Genomic DNA, 19,281 nt, shown 5'->3' on the forward strand with positions numbered 1-19,281 from the left:
CGATATGGTGAAAGCGCGTCACTTTAGCAACAGATTGTGTCATCCTGATGACGGGGCCGCGCCGCTTCGCAGGGGGCCGATATGCTAAAATGTCGGCCACAATTGAACACCCGTCTAAGGAAGATTCGACATGGCAGGACATAGCAAATGGGCCAATATCAAGCATAAAAAGGCTGCCACCGATGCCAAGCGCGGCAAAATCTGGACGCGCCTGATCAAGGAAATCACGGTCGCGGCCCGCATGGGCGGCGCCGACGCCATCACCAATCCGCGCCTGCGCCTGGCAGTCGACAAGGCGGCCGATGCGAACATGCCAAAAGACAACGTCCAGCGCGCGATCAACCGCGGCAGCGGCGGCGTCGATGGCGCCAACTACGAAGAAGTGCGCTACGAAGGCTACGGCGTGGGCGGCGCAGCCGTCATCGTCGAATGCATGACCGACAACAAGGTACGCACGGTGGCTGAAGTCCGCAACGCCTTCAACAAGAACGGCGGCAACATGGGCAACGAAGGCTCGGTCGCCTTTATGTTCCAGCACTGCGGCCAGCTGCTGTTCGCGCCGGGCACCGATGAAGACAAGCTGATGGAAGCGGCCCTGGAAGCGGGCGCCGACGACGTCATCGCCGATGAAGAGGGCGGCTTCGAAGTGGTCACTCCCGTGCATGATTTCGCCGCCGTCAAGGAAGCGCTGGAAGCGGCCGGCTTCAAGGCCGAAGTGGCCGAAGTCATCATGAAACCGGCGACGGAAACCGTCTACACGGGCGACGACGCCATCAAGATGCAAAAGCTGATCGATGCCCTGGAGCTGCTGGACGACGTGCAGGAAGTATTTACGAACGCCCTGATCGAAAACTAAGCAAAAAATAAGCTATACACCTCAAGGGCGGCAGCACCGCCCTGCAACCCACACTGAACGAACGGTTCCTATGAAAATTCTGGTAGTCGGCTCTGGCGGCCGCGAACACGCCCTGGCCTGGAAACTGGCCCAGTCCGAACGCATACAGATGGTGTATGTCGCGCCGGGCAACGGCGGCACCGCGCGCGATGCGCGCTTGGTCAATCTCGACATCAGCGACCCGCAATTGCTGGCCGATTTCGTTCAACAGGAACACATCGGCCTGACGGTCGTCGGTCCGGAAGTGCCGCTGGCAGCCGGTATCGTCAACCTGTTCCGCTCGCGCGGCCTGAAAATCTTCGGCCCCACGAAAGAAGCGGCGCAGCTGGAATCGTCGAAGGACTTCGCCAAGGCCTTCATGCAGCGCCACGGCATCCCGACGGCCGCTTACCAGACCTTCTCCGACGTCGCCCCCGCGCACGCCTATGTCGACGCCATGGGCGCGCCGATCGTCATCAAGGCCGACGGCCTGGCCGCCGGCAAGGGCGTCGTCGTTGCCATGACCCTGGAAGAAGCGCACCAGGCGGTCGACATGATGCTGTCCGATAACCAGTTCGGCGACGCCGGCGCACGCATCGTCATCGAGGAATTCCTCGCCGGCGAAGAAGCGAGCTTCATCGTCATGTGCGATGGCAAGAACATCCTGCCGCTGGCCACCAGCCAGGACCACAAACGCCTGAAAGACCACGACCAGGGCCCGAACACGGGCGGCATGGGCGCGTATTCGCCGGCACCTATCGTCACCCCGGCCATGCATGCGCGCGTCATGCGCGAAATCATCGTGCCAACCATCCAGGGCATGGCCAAGGACGGCATCACGTTCACGGGCTTCCTGTATGCGGGCCTGATGATCGACGACAAGGGCACGCCAAAGACCTTGGAATTCAACTGCCGCATGGGCGACCCGGAAACGCAGCCCATCATGGCGCGCCTGAAGACCGACCTGGTGACCGTCATGGAACACGCCGTCAACGGCACGCTCGACGCCGTGGAACTGGAATGGGACCGCCGCACGGCCGTTGGCGTCGTGATGGCCGCCGCCGGCTATCCGGACGATCCCGTCAAGGGTACCTCCATCGGCGACATCCCGGCCGAAACGCATGATTCCGTCACCTTCCATGCCGGCACCCGCATCGAGGGCGAGCGCCTGGTGACCAACGGCGGCCGCGTGCTGTGCGTGGTGGGCCTGGGCGACAGCATCAAGATGGCGCAGAAACAGGCGTATGAAACCGTGGAAAAAATCCATTTCGACGGCGCGCAGTACCGCCGCGACATCGGTTGGCGCGGCCTGAAGCACTAAGCCCGCCCCAGACGGCAAACGGCAGGGCCGGCGCGGAATGCATCCGCCCCGGCCCTGTTTTGATTGGCGCGCCAGGAAAGCGGACCTTGCGCTAAGATTTTGCCTTTCAGACAAAGTTGCAACCCATGACCAGCCACGTCCATCCCGCCCTCGCTCAGGTACGCCAACTCCTCCTGATCACGGACAATGAATTCGACGACGCCATCGCCGAACTGGAAATCCTCGCCCTGGACGAGGAAGACGACGTCGACATGCCACGACTGGCCGCCGGCGCCGGTCCCGCCGAGGCCCTGGCATGGCTGCTGCGCACTGACCTGCTGCCACAGGACGACTTCCTGCGACGCGTACAGGATCTGCCGCGCCGGCATGGCGGCGAAGCCCTGCTCGAGCGCCAGCAACTGGCCGCCGACGCGCTAAAGCTGGTCAACGGCCAAGCCATCGACACCCTGTACGACGAAGACCTGATCAACCAGTGGCAGCGCGATGCCGCCCACGCCAGCTTGCCGGAGAAGCGCCTGCTCGCCTCGCCGATTGACGCACTGCGCGAAATGCTCCGGCAAGGCACCTTGACGGCGCAGCAATTCGAGCTATTGCGCACGCGCCAGCACGGCTCGGAGCTGGGCCGCATCATCGTCGATGGCGCCGCGCGCCAGGCCCGCCGGGAACGCCCCGCCTATGCGCGCCCGGAAACGTGGGTGATGGCCGCGCTGCTGGTGCTGGTACTGGCCTTTGCCGGCCGCGCCATCGTCTCCGGGCAGGCACCCTCCCCCGCCGCAGCCCCCGTCGCCGGGCAGGGCGTCGAGCGGCCCGACTTGCAGCGGCGCGCCGCGCACGCCGTGGAAAGCGCGCGCCTGCCCGGCGCCGGCGCGGACCTGTCCATCACGGTGGTGCAGGACGACGCCACGCCACCGGCACGCTGATCCACAACACAAACGCACAGCGCAAGCGCCGCCCTATCACAAAAACGCGTAACAGGGTACAATCCGTCCTTACTTTTTTATTTCGGCCTCGTCGGCCCACGCGATGTCGTCAACTCCCTCTCCTTCGGCCGTCAAGGCCTATTTGCTCGATTTGCAAAGCCGTATCGTGCAGGCGCTCGAAGCGCAGGACGGCAAGCCCTTCCTGACCGATGCCTGGCAGCGCCCCGAGGGCGGCGGCGGCATTTCGCGGCTGATCGAGGAAGGCAATGTGTTCGAGCGTGGCGGCGTGAATTTTTCGCACGTCACCGGCGCCGCATTGCCGCCATCGGCAGCGGCCGCGCGCCCTGAACTCGGTGGCAAGGCGTGGGAAGCGATGGGCGTGTCGCTGGTGCTGCATCCGAGTAATCCGTATGCGCCCACGGTGCACATGAATGTGCGTTTCTTCACCACCGTGAATGCCGATGGCGAACCCGTATGGTGGTTCGGCGGCGGCATGGATCTGACGCCGTATTATGGCGACGCGGGCGACGTGAAGCACTTTCACCAGGTATGCCATGATGCGCTGGCGCCGTTTGGCGAGGAACTGCATCCGAAGTTCAAGCAGTGGTGCGACGATTACTTCTACCTGAAGCACAGGCGCGAAGCGCGCGGCGCGGGTGGTATTTTCTTCGACGATTTCAATGCCCTGGGCTTTGACGACAGCTTTGCGATGATGCGCAGCGCCGGCGACGCCTTCATCGACGCCTATGTGCCGATCCTGGCGCGCCGCAAGGACACGCCCTACGGCGAACGCGAACGCGACTTCCAGTGCTACCGGCGCGGACGCTATGTCGAGTTCAACCTGGTGTTCGACCGCGGCACCCTGTTCGGCCTGCAGTCGGGCGGACGCACCGAGGCGATCCTGATGTCGATGCCGCCCGTGGTCAAGTGGCGCTACGACTGGCACCCGGAAGCGGGCAGTCCCGAAGCGGCGTTGTATACTGACTTCCTCGTGCATCGCGACTGGCTGCAGGCGTGAACCCAGGTAGCAGGGCATGCGTGGCGCTGCTCGGTGGCAGCTACGATCCGGTGCATATGGGGCATGTCGCGCTGGGCACGCATTTTTCCAGCCTGCTGCACGCCGATGAACTGCGCGTGATTCCGGCAGGCGCGCCCTGGCAAAAAAGCAAGCTGGGTGCCACCGGCCAGCAGCGTGCCGAGATGGCCGGCCTGGCGTTTGCCGGCCTGCCCCTGCCGGTCGTGATCGACCGCCAGGAAATCGCGCGCAGCGAACATGGCCAGGCCAGCTACACCATCGATACCTTGCGCCAGGTACGCGCCGAGCTGGGTCCGCGCGCTTCCATCGTTTTCCTGATGGGCGCCGACCAGCTGCAGCGGCTCGCGACATGGCGCGAATGGCAGCAATTATTTGAATACGCGCATATCTGCGTCGCGGCCCGCCCCGGCTTCGCGCTGAATGACACCGCAGTGCCACAAGTGGTCGCCGAAGAATTTTCGCGCCGCCTGGGGTCACTGGAAAGCATCCGCAACACGCCGCACGGTCTGACTTATCTGGCACAGGACTTCGCGGTGGATATCTCCGCCACCGAAATACGTGCGGCATTACAACGGGGGAATCGGGCAAACCCGCTTGTTTCCCCGCTAGTGCTAGACTATATTGAACAACATAATTTATACAAAAGCTAAATGGACATCAAAAAACTGCAAACCCTCGTCGTTGACGCCCTTGAAGACGTCAAAGGCCAAGACATCGCCGTCTTCGAAACGAGTCACCTGACCAGCCTGTTCGACCGCATCGCGATCGTTTCCGGCACCTCGAACCGTCAAACCAAGGCGCTGGCCGCCTCGGTGCGCAACAAGGTCAAGGACGCCGGCGGCGACATCATCGGCATGGAAGGCGAGGACACCGGTGAATGGGTGCTGGTCGATCTGGGCGACATGATCGTCCACATCATGCAAGCGCCTATCCGCGCCTACTACCGCCTGGAAGAAATCTGGGGCGATACCCCGGTCAAGCTGGGTGCCGCCAAGCGCGCGCCGAAAAAAGCGGCCGGCGACGAACCGAAAAAGGTCAGCGGCCACCTGGCAGCAAGCAAAGCCAATGTGGAAGCGACGCCCGTGATCGAGAAAAAGGCGCCTGCCAAGAAAGCTGCGGCAACCACCGCCGCCAAGAAAGCCCCGGCGAAAAAAGCCACCGCTTCCAAAGCCGTCGGCAAGACCGTGAAAGTCGCGCCAACCAAGACCGAAGCAGCCGCAGTGAAAGCCCTGAAAGCGCTGCCGGAGAAAAAAGTACGCGCCCCACGCGCGGCCAAGCCGGCAGCCGATGCTGCACCGGCAAAAACCGTGATCAAGCGTATCAAAAAAGTCGAAGCGTAAGCCTCGATGCAGCTCATCATCGCTGCGGTCGGCCATAAAATGCCGGCCTGGATAGAGACGGGCTTCGCGGAATACGCGAAGCGCATGCCGCCGGAATTGCGCATCGTGCTGAAAGAAATCAAGCCGGTGGAGCGTTCCGGCAGCAAGACCGCCGCCACGGCGATGGCGCTGGAACGCGAACGCATCGAAGCCGTCCTGCCCAAGGGCGTGCGCATCATCGCCCTCGACGAACGCGGCAAGGACCTGACCAGCGTCGGCCTGTCGCAGCAGTTGATGGCGTGGCAGCAGGATGGCCGCGACACGGCCTTCCTGATCGGTGGCGCCGACGGCCTCGATCCGCAACTCAAGGCACGTGCCGAAGGCATGCTGCGCATTTCCAGCATGACCCTGCCGCACGGCATGGTGCGCGTGATCCTCGCCGAGCAGCTGTACCGCGCCTGGTCGATCACGCAAAACCACCCCTACCACCGCGTCTGAATTTCCCATGAAACCGGCCGATAACAAGATCTATCTCGCCTCCAAAAGCCCGCGCCGGCGCGAATTGCTGCGCCAGATCGGCGTCGATTTCGAATTGCTGCTGCTGCGCAGCGACGGCCCGCGCGGCGCCGACGTCACCGAGGAAGTCCTCCCCGGCGAGTCGGCGCTCGACTATGTGGCCCGCGTGGCGAATGAAAAAGCCGCCTTCGCCTGGGACCTGGTGCGCCGCCGCCACCTGACCCCGCGCCCCGTGCTGGCGGCCGACACCACCGTCACCATCGATGGGGTCATCCTCGGCAAGCCGACCGACCGGGCCGAGGCCGTGGCCATGCTGCAGCAGCTGTCGGGCCGCACGCACGAGGTGCTCACCTCGATCGCCGTGCACTACAAGGATTTCGCCGAGCAGCACACACAGATCTCGCAAGTGCGCTTCGGCGTGCTGTCGCCCGCCTCGATCGCCGCGTATTGCGCCACGCCGGAACCGTACGACAAGGCCGGCGGCTACGGCATCCAGGGCAGCGCCGCGCTGTTCGTCGAGCACATCGAAGGCAGCCATTCCGGCATCATGGGCCTGCCCCTGTACGAAACTGCACAGTTGCTGCGACTGGCAGGTTTGCCCCTGCCCTGATCGGGTATGATGTCATTCGTTGCCTCCACTCCCGCGCCTCCATGAACGAAGACATCCTGATCAATATCACGCCGCAAGAAACGCGCGTCGCCCTCATCCTGCAGGGCGCCGTGCAGGAATTGCACATCGAGCGCACGCTCACGCGCGGCCTGGCCGGCAATGTGTATTCCGGCAAAGTGGTGCGCGTATTGCCGGGCATGCAGTCGGCCTTCATCGACATCGGCCTGGAACGGGCCGCCTTCCTGCACGTGGCCGACATCTGGGAAGCGCGTGGCCACGACGGCCAGAACGCCACGCCGGCGCCCATCGAAAAAATCCTGTTTGACGGCCAGGTGCTGACGGTACAGGTGATCAAGGACCCGATCGGCACCAAGGGCGCGCGCCTGTCGACGCAGATTTCCATCGCCGGGCGCATGCTGGTGTACCTGCCGCAGGATAAACATATCGGCATTTCGCAGAAAATCGAGAAGGAAGCGGAGCGCGAGCAGCTGCGCGTGCGCCTGCAAAGCCTGCTGCCCACCGATGAAAAGGGCGGCTACATCGTGCGCACCATGGCTGAAGACGCGTCCGACGCGGACTTGAAGGCGGACGTCGACTACCTGAGAAAAACCTGGAGCACGATCACGCACGGTGCGCGCACGCGCCCCGCCACCAGCCTGCTGCACCAGGACTTGAGCCTGGCGCAACGCGTGCTGCGCGATTTCGTCGGCGATGAAACGGCCACCATCCAGGTCGATTCACGCGAAAACTACGTGAAATTGCGCGAATTCGCGGAAATCTACACGCCCAGCGAACTGACGCGCCTGCAGCACTACACGGGTGAGCGTCCATTGTTCGACCTGTACGGCGTGGAAGAAGAGATCTTGCGCGCCCTGGGCCGCCGGGTCGACCTGAAATCGGGCGGCTACCTGATCGTCGACCAGACGGAAGCGATGACCACCATCGACGTCAACACGGGCGGCTTCGTCGGCGGGCGCAATTTCGCCGATACCATCTTCAAGACCAACCTGGAAGCGGCGCACGCCATCGCGCGCCAGCTGCGCCTGCGCAACCTGGGCGGCATCATCATCCTCGACTTCATCGACATGGACAACGCCGAGCACCGCAACGCCGTGCTGGCCGAACTGAAACGCACCCTGTCGCGCGACCGCACCAAGGTCTCGGTGAGCAATTTCTCGCCGCTGGGCCTGGTGGAAATGACGCGCAAGCGCACGCGCGAATCGCTGGCCCATATCCTGTGCGAGCCATGCCCCGCCTGCGCCGGCAAGGGGCAAGTGAAAACCTCGCGCACCATCTGCTATGAAATCCTGCGCGAACTGCTGCGCGAAGCAAAGCAGTTCAACCCGCGCGAATTCCGCATCCTCGCCTCGCAGGAAGTCGTGGATTTATTCCTCGAAGAAGAATCACAGCACCTGGCCATGCTGGGCGATTTCATCGGCAAGAAGATTTCGCTGCAGGTGGAGAATGCCTACCACCAGGAGCAGTACGACGTGATTTTGATGTAGTCATGCCCGGTACCACCGCCTTCTGGCGCGACCCGTCTCTCCCTCACGTGGAGAGCCGGCGCGCCTGCCACAGCCGGGCTTGCTACAAGCCCCACAGCCATCCCACGTTTTCCATCGGCGCCGTCGACTCTGGCGGCAGCATCTTTACGGGCAGCAAAGACGGCAAGGTCGCACTCGGCAATGGCAGCCTGGTGCTGGTGCCGGCCGGCTGCGTACACGCCTGCAATCCCCTGCCTGACACCCTGTGGAGCTACCAGATGCTGCATCTCGATGCGCAATGGCTGCAAGCACACGCGCCGGCGCTCGATGGCGATACGGCGGCGGTGTTGCACTGCCCGCTGCTGTACGCGCAGTTTTGCGCCCTGAATGCGCTGCTGTTTTCAAGGGCCAGCGCGGCGGAGAAAAATGCGGCGCTGCTGGCGTTTCTGGTCGCCTGCACCAGCGCCTGTGCGGATCGGCTGCCTTCGGAACGCAAGCCGCTGCCGCAGCAGCTGGCGCCCGTGCTCGCAACGCTGCAGGCGCAGCCCTCGGCCAGCCTGCGACAACTGGCGGAGGCGGCTGGCCTGAGCCCGTATCAATTGATCCGCGCCTTTCGCGCCGCCACGGGCCTGACGCCGCATGCCTACCAGCTGAATATGCACGTCAACCGCGCGCGCAGCCGCTTGCAGGCCGGGACGGCGTTGGCGCAACTGGCGCATGAGCTCGGCTTTGCCGACCAGAGCCACCTGCAACGCGTGTTCAAGGCACATGCGGGTATCACGCCGGGGCGCTATCGCGGCCAGGGCAGCTAGAACGCCTGCAATTTTCTTCAATACAGGCTGTCGCCAGGCCCGGCATACTCGCGCATCGCCATTGCCGGAGCCAAACTCCATGCAGGATTTTCTCTTCATCGCCGCCGCCCACTTTCTTTCCCTGTTGTCGCCCGGTCCCGATTTTTTCCTGATCGCGCGCACCTCGCTGGCCCACGGCTGGCGCGGCGCCGCCGGCACGTGCGTGGGCATTACCGTGGCCAATGCGGTGTTTATCGTGGCGGCGTTTGCGGGACTATCGGTGCTGCGGGCGGGCAGCACGGCATTCATGCTGGTGCGGCTGGCGGGATGCGCCTATCTGCTGTACCTGGGCTGGCTGTTCCTGCGCCATGCGGGCAAGAGCAGCCTGGAGGCAAAGCCCGCCACCGGCAAGGCGCGCTGGCGCGGCGGTGTCGCGATGGGGTTTGTCTCCGCCATCCTGAACCCGAAGAATGCGCTGTTCTATGTCAGCCTGGCCACCGTGCTGGCCGCCAGGCAGACGAGTCCCGTTGCGATGGTGGCGTATGGCGCGTGGATGGTCTTTGCCGTGCTGGCGTGGGATATGGCGGTGGCGCTGGCCATCGGCAGCGCCGCCCTGCGGCAGCGCTTTGCGCGCGCGCTGCCGTCGCTGGAACGGCTGTCGGGCGTGGTGCTGATCGTGCTGGCGCTGGTGCTGCTGGCGGATCAGGCTGGCAGCGGGTCCAGATAAAACACGGCATACACTTTCAAGGGCGTGGTTTCCGTCGCCTTTTCCGAGCGCACGACGGAGCAGTCGTCGGCGGCCAGGCTGCGCCAGTTCTGGATGCCCGCCTTGGCGAACATGGCGTGCGCGGGGGCATTCGCGGCCAGGTCCAGCACCAGGCAGGCGTTGCGCGGGCCGGCGCCGTAGTTGACGGCGCGAATTTCAATGCCGAAGGTCGTCATCCACGGCTCCCACAAGCCTTTTTCCTTGCCGGCGGCCATGCGCTCCAGCATTTCGCCAAAGCTCAAGCCTTTCTTGACGGTGCTGCGCAGGGCTTCCAGCGACGGCGCCAGGCGGGGATCGGGCTGCTTGTTGCCGGCGCGGATCTCGGCGATCGCCTTCAATTCCTTGATGATGGCCGCATCGCGCTCCGTGTAGTCGCGCATGCGCGCGTAAAACTCGGCATCGAGGAAGGGATTGACGGTCAGCTTGGCGACGCCCTCTTCGCGGCGTTTCGGGGAAGGCGTGTTGGTTTTGGTCATGGCGATAGAGGGGCAAAATACGTTGAGGGGCGCCAGTGTACCACCTTGCAGCGGCGCGGCCCCAGGCGTGGCCTCAGCCCCGGGGAGCGGCCGTCGATTCACGCACCACCAGCTCGGGTTTCAGGCGCACGTCGAGCACGGCGGAATCGGGCGAATCGATGGTTTGCAGGATCAGCCGGGCCGCTTCCGTGCCGATGCCGTGGTGGCGGATGCGGATGGTGGTCAGGGGCGGGCGGATCATGTCCATGTAGGGCATGTCGTTGTGGCCCACCACGGAAATATCTTCGGGGCAGCTCAAGCCCAGTTCGCGGATGGCGTCGTAGCAGCCGAGGGCCACCAGGTCGCTGCCCGTCACCACGGCCGTCGTCCGCGGCGACTGGCGCAGCAGCTCCAGCAGGGCCGCCTTGCCGCATTCGCGCGAATAGCCGCTGCTTTCAAACACGAAGGCTTGCGAGGGATCGAGTTCGCTGGCCTGGATGGCGGCCAGGAAACCGAGGCGGCGCACGTGGCCGGTGGACAGGTTTTCCGGGCCGGCAATATGCGCGATATGCCGGTGGCCCAGCGCCAGCAAGTGTTCCACGGCCAGGCGCATGCCGACCACGTCGTCGCTGACGACGCAGGAAGCGACGCCCGTCTCGTCGCTGCGGTTGACGGTCACCACCGGCACATTCTGGTCGATGCACATCTTGATGACGGGATCGTCGCGCCGTGCGGTAGCCAAAATCAGGCCATCGACCTGCTGCCCCAGCAGGCGGTTGATGACGAACAGCTGCTCTTCCTCGTCGGCACCGACATTGGCGACGATGGCCAGGTAGCCATGCTTGCGCAAGCCTTCCTCGATGCCCAGCAGGATAGGCGGAAAAACCGCGTTGGTAATGTCGGGCAAGACCACGCCGATGATGCGCGACTTGCGCGTGACGAGGGTGGAGGCGGCGCGGTTCGGCCGGTAGCCGAGCCGGCCCGCTTCGGCCAGCACGCGCGCGGCCACCTCGGCGCTGACCATTTGCCGCGTTGCCGGGTTCATCACGCGCGACACGGTGGAAAAGTGCACGCCACTGGCCCGCGCGACGTCGCTTAAGGTGGGGTTCTTGTTTGTCATGGGCTTCCCGGATCGCAATACCGTGATTTTATCGTAAAAATTCCCCATTCCGTCAAAAACCGAGCAAACGCTTGCATTGAGATAAAGCCGTTTCCCAAAGCGGTTTTGACACTCTTAAGTACAATCCAGCCTTGACAGCGTGCAAACGCTTGCATACCATGGCTCGGATTGACCACTCGGGCCCTGTATGCCCTTCCCAGAATTCCTATGTCTACTTCGCACAGCAAGCACGCCGAACAGAACGGCGAAACCTTCAACCTGAAAGAAGCCGCCCTCGCCTATCACGCGGAACCTCGCGCAGGCAAGATTTCCGTTACGCCAACCAAACCGCTGGGCGACGCCCGCGCGCTGACCCTGGCGTACTCGCCGGGCGTGGCCTTCGCCTGCGAAGCGATCGTGGAAGATCCGCGCACGGCCGGCACCTACACGTCGCGCAGCAACCTGGTGGCCGTGATCACCAATGGCACGGCCGTGCTGGGCCTGGGCGATATCGGTCCGCTGGCCAGCAAACCGGTGATGGAAGGCAAGGCTTGCCTGTTCAAGCAATTTGCCGACGTCGACGTGTTCGACATCGAACTGGCCGAGAACGATCCCGACCTGTTCATCGACACCGTGGTGCGCATGGAGCCGACCTTCGGCGGCATCAACCTGGAAGACATCAAGGCGCCGGACTGCTTCTACATCGAACAGCAATTGCGCAAGCGCATGAACATTCCCGTCTTCCACGACGACCAGCATGGCACGGCCATCATCGTCGCGGCCGGCATCCTGAACGGCCTGGAACTGGTGGGCAAGGATATCGGCAACGTGAAAGTGGCCGTCTCGGGCGCCGGCGCGGCCTCGATCGCCTGCCTGGACTTGCTCGTCTCGCTGGGCCTGAATAAATCGCTGCTGAAAGTGTGCGACAGCCAGGGCGTGATCTACCCGGGCCGTGATGCCAACATGGAAGAGAACAAGGCGCGCTACGCGAACGACACCAGCGACCGCGACCTGGCCGACGCCATGGTTGGCGCCGACATTTTCATCGGCGTCTCGAAGGGCGGCGTGGTGAGCGCGCAGATGGTCGAATCGATGGCCGCCAAGCCTTTGATCTTCGCCCTGGCCAATCCGCATCCGGAAATCGCCCCGGAAAAAGTGCATGCCGTGCGCGACGACGCCATCGTCGCCACGGGCCGCTCGGACTACCCGAACCAGATCAACAACGTGCTGTGCTTCCCGTACATCTTCCGTGGCGCACTCGACGTGGGCGCCACCACCATCAACGAAGAGATGAAGCTGGCCTGTGTGCGCGCCATCGCCGCGCTGGCCAAGGAACCGTTGCCGGGTCACGAGAGCAGCGCGCTGACGCCGCTGCAACTGATTCCATCGCCGTTCGACGAACGCCTGCGCAGCTGGGTCGCGCCTGCCGTGTCGCAAGCGGCCATCGCCACCGGCGTGGCCACCCGCGTGCCAGCCACCGCCTGAGACGCATGACCGACCTTGCGGCCTTAGCAAAATAACAGCAAGTTACCATTGCTTACAAAAAAACCATGTCTAAAAACCATGGTTTTTTTCATTTCCCCCTTGAGATCGCCTATACAGTTATCGAAGAGTAAATCTCCCAGGGACGTTTTTGCTGCCACCTTCGATTACAATGACGCCTACTTTATGTTGCTACAGTTGCCATAATGGCGACGATGTGCGTTAACAAGGATATTCATGCTCGGCCTGACCTCTGTTTGTGTTTTTCTCTTTTCGGCATTGGCGTTGGCTGTCAACAGCGGATATTCCTTTGGCGCGCTGGTCCTGCTGCTGGCCAGCAGTTGGCTGCTATGGAAGCGCCCCCGCCTGCATCTGCAGCGCCGGGACTATCTGCTGATGGGCGTGATGCTGGCCTACTTCCTTATTTTCACCGCCAATATGCTGTACCACGGCGATCCGGCGCGAGAACTCGACATGCCCTTGCGGGTGCTGCTGGCCGTGCCCGTGCTGCTGCTGCTGATTGCTTATCCGCCGCGGGCGGCGGCATGGTGGAGCGGCCTGGCAATTGGCGCCATCGCGGGGGCAGCCTTGGCGGCTACGCAATATATTCCTAGCAGCCCCTTCCGGCCACAAGCCGCCACCAGTAACGCTATTCACTATGGCAATGTCAGCATGCTGTTTGGCATGTTGACGTTATGTGGGATCGAGTGGGCCATCAAACAGCGCCATCGAATCGCCTGGAGCGTGCTATTGCTGGCAGGCGGCTTAATCGGAATTTTCGGCTCCATCATCAGCGGTAGCCGCGGTGGCTGGCTGGCGCTGCCCGTCTGCGGATGCATATTTGTCGTCCACTACGCGAGAACACGCGGCAAGCACTATATGACTGGCCTGCTGGCGGCGCTGCTGGCCGTGGCGGTACTATCCTACATAGTGCCCAATTCCCCCGTGCTTGAACGCGCGACGGATGCCGTGGAAGATTTGAAAAAATTTGAAGACAGCGACAACGTCAGCACGTCAGTCGGCCAACGGCTGGAAATGTGGCGTACAGCATTAACTTTATCCAATGACCATCTTTGGTTCGGCATGGGACGCAACGGCTACTTGGAGGCAAAGAAAAAACTGTCGGCGGAAGGAAAAATGAGCGAAATTGTGTTGCATTACACCAACGCGCATAACGACTACATCGACTCCCTGGTCAAGCGTGGCATCTTCGGCCTGCTGGCCCTGCTGCTGCTATTCCTGCTACCGCTGACTCTGTTCACGAGGGCATTGCGTCACGGCCCCGCAAGCGCGCAACCATTTGCGCTGGCCGGCGTGATGCTGTGCACCTGCTACATGATTTTTGGCCTGACGACGAGCTCGCTCACCCTGAATATCGGCATCATCATGCTGGTCTTCCCGATGGTGATACTGTGGGCCATGCTGCGCCAGCAAGAACGCATTGCCTGAGTTCGTTTTTCGCCTGACCGTTTTTGCTGTCCCCTGCAAGGAACCATACCGATGCTCACGCCCGACCTGAAGCGCCTCACCGCACTGCACGCGCCCTACAAGAAACACCTGGCTCTGGCCTTGCTGGCGATGGTCGTCACGGCGGCCACGGAACCGCTGCTGCCGTATGCGCTCAAGCTGCTGCTCGACAATGGCTTTGGCGGCAAGGTGAATTTTTCCTTCTGGCTGGTGCCGCTGATCGTCATCGGCATCTTTGCCATGCGCGGCGCGTCGACGTTCGCCAGCAGCTATCTGATGAGCTACGTCTCCACGCGCATCCTCAACGAGTTGCGGCGCAGGATGTTTGCCAGCATGCTCAACTTGCCCATCGACTTCTACAACACGCACACGGTGGGCAAAGTCATCAACTCCATCATGTTTGAGGTGCAGCAGATCATCGAAATGGTGACCAAGGTGTTTACCTCGATCGTGCGCTCCTCGCTGACCGTGCTGGGCCTGCTGGCGTGGCTGCTGTACCTGAACTGGGTGCTGACCCTCGTGACCCTGGTGCTGCTGCCCCTGCTGACCATCGTCGTGCGCACCACGGGCAAGCGCCTGAAAAAACTCAACCGCGACTCGCTGGCCGTCAATGCCGAGCTGACCCAGGTCATCGAGGAAACCACGCGCGCCCAGCAAGTGATCAAGATCTTCGGTGGCCAGGACTACGAAAAATCGCGCTTCGAAGAGCGTGCCGAGCAATTGCGCCGCTACAGCATGCGCATGACCACGACCTTTTCCGCCACCGTGCCGATCACCCAGGTGATCACGGCCGCCGCCGTGGCCCTGGTCATCGTGATGGCCCTGTTCCAGTCGGAGCAGGGGCAGATCACGGTCGGCGGCTTCGTATCCTTCATCACGGCCATGCTGATGCTGCTGACGCCCTTAAAACAGCTGGCCGAAGTCAACGGCCCCCTGCAGCGCGGCATGGCCGCCGCCGAAGAAGTCTTTTTACTGATCGACAAGACGCCGGAGCGCACGGGCGGCACGCCGCTCGCTGGCCGCAGCAAAGGCCGCATCGAGTTCAGGGACGTAAGCTTTGCCTACCCCGGACATCAGGAACCAGCCCTGCGGCACATCGACCTGAGCATTGCGCCAGGACAAACGGTCGCCTTTGTCGGCATGTCCGGCGGCGGCAAATCGACCCTGGTCAGCCTGCTGCCCGGCTTTTACTCGGCCAGCAGTGGCGAGATCTTGCTCGATGGGCAGAATATCGATGCCATCGCCCTGACCAGCCTGCGCAGCCAGATCGCCATGGTCAGCCAGCAGGTGGTGCTGTTCGACGATACCCTGGCTGCGAATATCGCGTATGGCGATGCGGCGCCGGACCGGCAGCGCATCGAAGCGGCGGCGGCCGCCGCCTTCCTGTCGGACGTCATCGACGGCTTGCCCGATGGCCTGGACACGCGCCTGGGCGACAACGGCTCGCGCCTGTCCGGCGGCCAGCGCCAGCGCGTGGCCATCGCCCGCGCCATCTACAAGGATGCGCCCATCCTGATCCTCGATGAAGCCACCTCGGCACTGGATACGGAGGCGGAACGGGCCGTACAAGCGGCACTGGAACACCTGATGCAAGGAAAAACCACCTTAGTTATTGCTCATAGGCTATCAACAATTGAACGTGCGGACCGTATCGTGGTATTGTCACATGGGAAAATAATGGAAACCGGCAGTCACCAGCAATTATTGGATGCCAACGGCGCGTATGCCAATCTGCATCGCCTGCAATTTTCCCAGCAAGTGGTTTGACACCATCGACCGAATACCTGAAATCGTACTGATACATGACGCCTTTGATTCCCGCCGAACTTCTACAAAAGTCGGACAAAATTCTTTTCATCGCCCATCTGGCGCTGGGAGACTTTACCTACCTGCAAAACGGTTTCCGCGCCTTTGCCGCGGCCTATCCCCATATCCAGATCCACCTGTGGGTCGATGAAGTCCGCCGCACGTCCGACTCCAGGCAATGGGAAGGCTTGCGTACCTATTCGCTGTACGACTGGGTGGAGCAATCGGGCCTGTTCGCCAAGGTGTACCGCAAGACCTACAGCCCGGCGCTGTACGAAGAATCCCTGCGCGAGGCCAAGGCGGAACGCTATCCTGTCGTCGTGTCATTGGCCCACGTACGGCCACAGCAATACGCAGATCTTGCCCGCGCGATCAGCCCGAATGGACTGGTAATCGGCACGCGCAAACCGTTCAGTCCGCTGCGCCCCTGGCATTACCTGGCCTACCGCAAGATCGATGCCGTGCTGGCCTCGTATGCGGGACAGGATGCGGGCGAGCACCATATCAGCAGCGTCTATGCGGACTGGTTCCGTCAATTGACTGGACTCGACATTCCCGTGGCCGAACGCTATCCCTTCGTGCACATTCCCGAGCACGCGTTGCAGCAGGCGCAGCAGCAGCTGGCCGCCTGGGGCTTTGCCCCGCGCCAGGGTCCGCTGGTGCTATTGAATCCGTTTGCCAAGTCGCACAAGCGCGGCTGGCCGCTGGAGCGCATCGCCGAACTGATCGCGCGCATGCAGGCGATGCCAAAGTGGGCAAATGCCTGCTTCCTGATCAATGCCATGCCGCAGGAACTGGCCAAGGTGAATGCCGTCGTGCAGGCGCACAACTTGCCGCGCACGCAAGCCTTCAGCGCCGTCGACAACTTTTTCCAGCTGCCGGCCATGCTGGCGCAATGCGACCTGATTATTTCGGTGGAAACGTCGATCATGCATCTGGCGAACGCCGTGCATGTGCCCGTGGTGGCGCTGATGCGCAAGAAGAATCCGGAATGGGCGCCGTTCGACAGCGCCAACAGCACCGTCATCACGGTGGCCCGGCGCAGCGACTGGGTCAAGGCGATCTCGGTCGATCAGGTATTGCAGACCATCGCCTAGACAACGCGGCAGCGGCTAGCCGGTGCCCAGCATGCTGATGCGCACCAGGTCGGCCACGTTGTCGACACCCAGCTTGTCCATCAGGCGCGCCTTGTGCACTTCCACCGTGCGCACGGAAATGCCCAGTGCCGGGGCGATATCGCGGTTGTGCTGGCCCGTCACCACCAGATGCATCACTTCCCGCTCGCGCGGCGTCAGGGCGCGCAGCAAGGCTTGCCCCTCCACCTGGCGCAGCAACTGGCCGCGCGCATGCGCCTCGCGCGAAAACGCTTCATCGATGGCGGCCAGCAGCTTGTCGTGGTCAAACGGTTTTTCCAGGAAATCGCTGGCCTGCGCCTTGAAAGCCTGGCGTGCCAGGGTGACGTCGCCGTGCCCCGTGATAATGATGATGGGCAGCATGCATTTCAACTCAAGCAAACGGCGCTGCAGGCTCAGGCCATCCATGCCGGACATGCGGATATCAATCAGCAGGCAGCCGGCCCACTCGGGCCGCCAGCTGTGCAGGAAATCCTCGCCGCAGGAAAACAGGGCCGTGCGGTAGCCGCGTATGCCCAGCAGCAAACCCAGCGCATCGCGCACGGCGGGATCGTCATCCACGATAAACACCGTCAAATTACTTGTCACCATACTCTCCTGTAGCGGCCGCGCTGGCGCACGCCAGGGGCAGGACAAAACGAAAAATGCCATGCTTGCCCACTTCGGCCCATAACTGGCCGCCATGCGCTTCGACAATGCTGCGGCTGAGCACCAGCCCCAGACCCAGGCCGCTGGCTTTGGTCGAGACGAACGGTTCGAACAGGCGTGCCGCCAGGCTATTGGAAATGCCGGGGCCGCTATCCTCCACGGACAGCCGCAGCCGCCCGCCTTCGAGCCGCTCGGCAGAGACCGTGATGCGGCGCCGGCCGCGCGGCTGGCCCATCACCGCATCCTGCGCATTGGCCAATAAATTACGCAATACCAGCTCGATTTGCAGGCGGTCGGCGTTGACGGCCAGCGGCGACGGCGGCGCCAGCACCAGTTCGATGCCATGCTCATGGAACAGCGGCGTGAACTGCCGCGCCATGCCCTCGATCAAGACGCTCGCCTCCACCGCTTCGAGCTGCATCGCGCCCGTGCGAAAAAAGTCGCGCAGGCGGCGCACCACGTCCGCGGCGCGGCCCGATTCGACGATCATATGCCCCACGGCGCCCTGCAGCAGGGCGCCGGTCTCGCCCCGTTCCAGCAAGTATTCGCACGCCTTGCCATAGGTCGACAAGGCCGTCAGCGGCTGGTTCAGCTCATGCGCGAGCGCCGCCGCCATCTCGCCGGCGGCGGCCAGGCGCATCGTGTGTTTCAATTCGTCGGCCACCTGGCGCATTTCATCGACGACGATGCCGATAAAAAACCCCACCAGCGCCAGCACGGCATCGAGCAACTGCAATTCATAAAACTGGATATCGACCGCATGCGTCCATTTCACCAGAGTAATGATGCACAGTTGCAATACAAACACGGCCAGCACGGCGCCATGCAAGCCCTGGCGCGAGGCGGCCCAGATCACGGGAAGAAACAGGAAATAGAAATGCTTGTATTCGGAACGCACGATGGAACCGAAGAGGCTCCACAGCACGAAGCTGGCGAGAGCCAGATACGCCAGGGTTTCCCAGCGCCAGACGGCGGCATGCAGGCGTTCGCGCCCCCGCTCGCTGAACAGCACCCAGATCAACGGCATCGATACCAGCATGCCGACCATGTCGCCGATGCCGAAGCGCCAGACTGCCGTCCCCCATTCGCCGGCCGGGATGCGTCCCGTCAGCGACAGCAGGGAAATGTAGCCGAGCGCATTGAGCACGGTGCCCAGCAGCACGATGGCAACCCAGGCGCTCAGGCGGCGCCGGTTGTCGAAGATGTCGCTGCTGCTGAAACTGCGGCGCAAGACTGCGCCGATACCGCCATAGCCGAGCATCAGCCACGCCGAACAGAGCAAGGTCAGGGGCAGGCCTGCCGGCATGCCGCGCACCAGCACCTCGCCGGCCACCAGGGCGATAAACCACGGCAGCGCCGCCTTGCGGCCGTGGATCAGCCAAAATACCAGGCCCAGCGCGGGATCGGGATTCCAGGGGGTGATGTTCAGCCCGTACATCGGATCGATATACGTGGCCCAGTCAAACAGCAGATACAGGCCGACAAAGGCGGGATACGGCAGGTAGCGGGACAGGAGTGGGCGCATAACGGTGTTTTTTAACTGTCCCGCATTAT

Annotated in this window: 18 protein-coding genes and 1 pseudogene; 15 read left to right on the forward strand and 4 right to left on the reverse strand. The window is 62.8% G+C overall.

All coding sequences use genetic code 11. From position 1 onward, the window contains the following. Nucleotides 1-130: 130 nt before the first annotated feature. The 11 genes from O3300_RS12170 (at nucleotide 131) to O3300_RS12220 (ending at nucleotide 9,598) form a co-directional block, all read left to right on the forward strand. Nucleotides 131-856 carry a YebC/PmpR family DNA-binding transcriptional regulator gene (locus O3300_RS12170; RefSeq protein ID WP_077408206.1) on the forward strand — a complete coding sequence of 242 codons (726 nt, stop codon included), beginning with the start codon at nucleotides 131-133 and terminating at the stop codon, nucleotides 854-856. A gap of 70 nt (nucleotides 857-926) precedes the next feature. Next, nucleotides 927-2,195, forward strand: coding sequence for a phosphoribosylamine--glycine ligase (gene purD / locus O3300_RS12175; RefSeq protein ID WP_099666692.1), 1,269 nt, complete (start codon nucleotides 927-929; stop codon nucleotides 2,193-2,195). A 125-nt stretch (nucleotides 2,196-2,320) separates the two neighbouring features. Next, on the forward strand, nucleotides 2,321-3,115 hold the full coding sequence (locus O3300_RS12180) for a hypothetical protein (protein WP_305053045.1): 795 nt from the start codon (nucleotides 2,321-2,323) through the stop codon (nucleotides 3,113-3,115). Nucleotides 3,116-3,218: 103 nt separating this feature from the next. Continuing rightward, complete coding sequence (gene hemF / locus O3300_RS12185) at nucleotides 3,219-4,133, forward strand: oxygen-dependent coproporphyrinogen oxidase (protein WP_305053046.1); 915 nt, start codon at nucleotides 3,219-3,221, stop codon at nucleotides 4,131-4,133. Between the two features lie 20 nt (nucleotides 4,134-4,153). Next, the gene (gene nadD, locus O3300_RS12190) at nucleotides 4,154-4,801 is read left to right on the forward strand and encodes a nicotinate (nicotinamide) nucleotide adenylyltransferase (RefSeq protein WP_257218867.1); all 648 of its coding nucleotides are present in this window, start codon (nucleotides 4,154-4,156) and stop codon (nucleotides 4,799-4,801) included. Beyond that, on the forward strand, nucleotides 4,802-5,491 hold the full coding sequence (gene rsfS / locus O3300_RS12195; RefSeq protein WP_289903725.1) for a ribosome silencing factor: 690 nt from the start codon (nucleotides 4,802-4,804) through the stop codon (nucleotides 5,489-5,491). Between the two features lie 6 nt (nucleotides 5,492-5,497). Next, nucleotides 5,498-5,968, forward strand: a complete 471-nt coding sequence (gene rlmH, locus O3300_RS12200) for a 23S rRNA (pseudouridine(1915)-N(3))-methyltransferase RlmH (protein ID WP_305053047.1) — start codon at nucleotides 5,498-5,500, stop codon at nucleotides 5,966-5,968. A gap of 7 nt (nucleotides 5,969-5,975) precedes the next feature. Then, nucleotides 5,976-6,596: a nucleoside triphosphate pyrophosphatase gene (locus tag O3300_RS12205; RefSeq protein WP_305053048.1), complete on the forward strand. Its 621-nt coding sequence runs from the start codon at nucleotides 5,976-5,978 to the stop codon at nucleotides 6,594-6,596. A 41-nt stretch (nucleotides 6,597-6,637) separates the two neighbouring features. Then, nucleotides 6,638-8,101: a ribonuclease G gene (gene rng, locus O3300_RS12210; protein ID WP_099666686.1), complete on the forward strand. Its 1,464-nt coding sequence runs from the start codon at nucleotides 6,638-6,640 to the stop codon at nucleotides 8,099-8,101. Nucleotides 8,102-8,103: 2 nt separating this feature from the next. After that, nucleotides 8,104-8,892, forward strand: coding sequence for an AraC family transcriptional regulator (locus O3300_RS12215; protein ID WP_305053049.1), 789 nt, complete (start codon nucleotides 8,104-8,106; stop codon nucleotides 8,890-8,892). 79 nt (nucleotides 8,893-8,971) lie between these two features. Beyond that, nucleotides 8,972-9,598 (forward strand): LysE family translocator, encoded by a 627-nt coding sequence (locus O3300_RS12220; RefSeq protein WP_305053050.1) that lies wholly within the window; start codon nucleotides 8,972-8,974, stop codon nucleotides 9,596-9,598. On the opposite strand, the gene O3300_RS12225 is transcribed toward O3300_RS12220, so the two are convergent. Beyond that, nucleotides 9,574-10,113 (reverse strand): hypothetical protein, encoded by a 540-nt coding sequence (locus O3300_RS12225; RefSeq protein WP_077408222.1) that lies wholly within the window; start codon nucleotides 10,111-10,113, stop codon nucleotides 9,574-9,576. The two genes, O3300_RS12220 and O3300_RS12225, sit on opposite strands and share 25 nt — an antisense overlap. A gap of 73 nt (nucleotides 10,114-10,186) precedes the next feature. Continuing rightward, nucleotides 10,187-11,212 carry a LacI family DNA-binding transcriptional regulator gene (locus O3300_RS12230; protein ID WP_099666682.1) on the reverse strand — a complete coding sequence of 342 codons (1,026 nt, stop codon included), beginning with the start codon at nucleotides 11,210-11,212 and terminating at the stop codon, nucleotides 10,187-10,189. Nucleotides 11,213-11,419: 207 nt separating this feature from the next. Here O3300_RS12230 and O3300_RS12235 point away from each other — a divergent pair. From O3300_RS12235 to O3300_RS12250, 4 genes and pseudogenes are all read left to right on the forward strand, one after another. Next, nucleotides 11,420-12,658, forward strand: a pseudogene (locus O3300_RS12235) (malic enzyme-like NAD(P)-binding protein); the annotation flags it as partial. 252 nt (nucleotides 12,659-12,910) lie between these two features. Further along, entirely contained in the window at nucleotides 12,911-14,122 is a 1,212-nt protein-coding gene (locus O3300_RS12240) for an O-antigen ligase (protein WP_305053051.1), read from the forward strand. Nucleotides 14,123-14,173: 51 nt separating this feature from the next. Continuing rightward, a complete protein-coding gene (gene msbA / locus O3300_RS12245; protein ID WP_077408230.1) occupies nucleotides 14,174-15,907 on the forward strand; it encodes a lipid A export permease/ATP-binding protein MsbA in 1,734 nt (577 codons plus the stop codon). A gap of 35 nt (nucleotides 15,908-15,942) precedes the next feature. Next, nucleotides 15,943-17,043, forward strand: coding sequence for a glycosyltransferase family 9 protein (locus O3300_RS12250; RefSeq protein WP_099666679.1), 1,101 nt, complete (start codon nucleotides 15,943-15,945; stop codon nucleotides 17,041-17,043). Between the two features lie 15 nt (nucleotides 17,044-17,058). Here the strand turns inward: O3300_RS12250 and O3300_RS12255 are convergent, their stop codons facing one another. Together O3300_RS12255 and O3300_RS12260 are read right to left on the reverse strand one after the other, a co-directional pair. Then, entirely contained in the window at nucleotides 17,059-17,670 is a 612-nt protein-coding gene (locus tag O3300_RS12255; protein WP_077408234.1) for a response regulator transcription factor, read from the reverse strand. Then, a complete protein-coding gene (locus O3300_RS12260) occupies nucleotides 17,657-19,252 on the reverse strand; it encodes an ATP-binding protein (RefSeq protein ID WP_251350540.1) in 1,596 nt (531 codons plus the stop codon). The genes O3300_RS12255 and O3300_RS12260 overlap by 14 nt, the downstream gene beginning before the upstream one ends. Between the last annotated feature and the right edge of the window lie 29 nt (nucleotides 19,253-19,281).

Origin of the sequence: Janthinobacterium sp. SUN206 (assembly GCF_030587305.1) — a bacterium.
Lineage (GTDB): Bacteria > Pseudomonadota > Gammaproteobacteria > Burkholderiales > Burkholderiaceae_D > Janthinobacterium > Janthinobacterium kumbetense.

Bases quoted from the DNA above. Each gene is read 5' to 3' on its own strand.
- hemF (WP_305053046.1), top strand. From the start codon at position 3,219: ATGTCGTCAACTCCCTCTCCTTCGGCCGTCAAGGCCTATTTGCTCGAT.
- purD (WP_099666692.1), top strand. From the start codon at position 927: ATGAAAATTCTGGTAGTCGGCTCTGGCGGCCGCGAACACGCCCTGGCC.
- O3300_RS12215 (WP_305053049.1), top strand. From the start codon at position 8,104: ATGCCCGGTACCACCGCCTTCTGGCGCGACCCGTCTCTCCCTCACGTG.
- O3300_RS12205 (WP_305053048.1), top strand. From the start codon at position 5,976: ATGAAACCGGCCGATAACAAGATCTATCTCGCCTCCAAAAGCCCGCGC.
- O3300_RS12220 (WP_305053050.1), top strand. From the start codon at position 8,972: ATGCAGGATTTTCTCTTCATCGCCGCCGCCCACTTTCTTTCCCTGTTG.
- O3300_RS12180 (WP_305053045.1), top strand. From the start codon at position 2,321: ATGACCAGCCACGTCCATCCCGCCCTCGCTCAGGTACGCCAACTCCTC.
- O3300_RS12250 (WP_099666679.1), top strand. From the start codon at position 15,943: ATGACGCCTTTGATTCCCGCCGAACTTCTACAAAAGTCGGACAAAATT.
- O3300_RS12230 (WP_099666682.1), bottom strand. From the start codon at position 11,212: ATGACAAACAAGAACCCCACCTTAAGCGACGTCGCGCGGGCCAGTGGC.
- rlmH (WP_305053047.1), top strand. From the start codon at position 5,498: ATGCAGCTCATCATCGCTGCGGTCGGCCATAAAATGCCGGCCTGGATA.
- O3300_RS12170 (WP_077408206.1), top strand. From the start codon at position 131: ATGGCAGGACATAGCAAATGGGCCAATATCAAGCATAAAAAGGCTGCC.
- rsfS (WP_289903725.1), top strand. From the start codon at position 4,802: ATGGACATCAAAAAACTGCAAACCCTCGTCGTTGACGCCCTTGAAGAC.
- rng (WP_099666686.1), top strand. From the start codon at position 6,638: ATGAACGAAGACATCCTGATCAATATCACGCCGCAAGAAACGCGCGTC.
- O3300_RS12260 (WP_251350540.1), bottom strand. From the start codon at position 19,252: ATGCGCCCACTCCTGTCCCGCTACCTGCCGTATCCCGCCTTTGTCGGC.
- O3300_RS12225 (WP_077408222.1), bottom strand. From the start codon at position 10,113: ATGACCAAAACCAACACGCCTTCCCCGAAACGCCGCGAAGAGGGCGTC.
- O3300_RS12240 (WP_305053051.1), top strand. From the start codon at position 12,911: ATGCTCGGCCTGACCTCTGTTTGTGTTTTTCTCTTTTCGGCATTGGCG.
- msbA (WP_077408230.1), top strand. From the start codon at position 14,174: ATGCTCACGCCCGACCTGAAGCGCCTCACCGCACTGCACGCGCCCTAC.
- O3300_RS12255 (WP_077408234.1), bottom strand. From the start codon at position 17,670: ATGGTGACAAGTAATTTGACGGTGTTTATCGTGGATGACGATCCCGCC.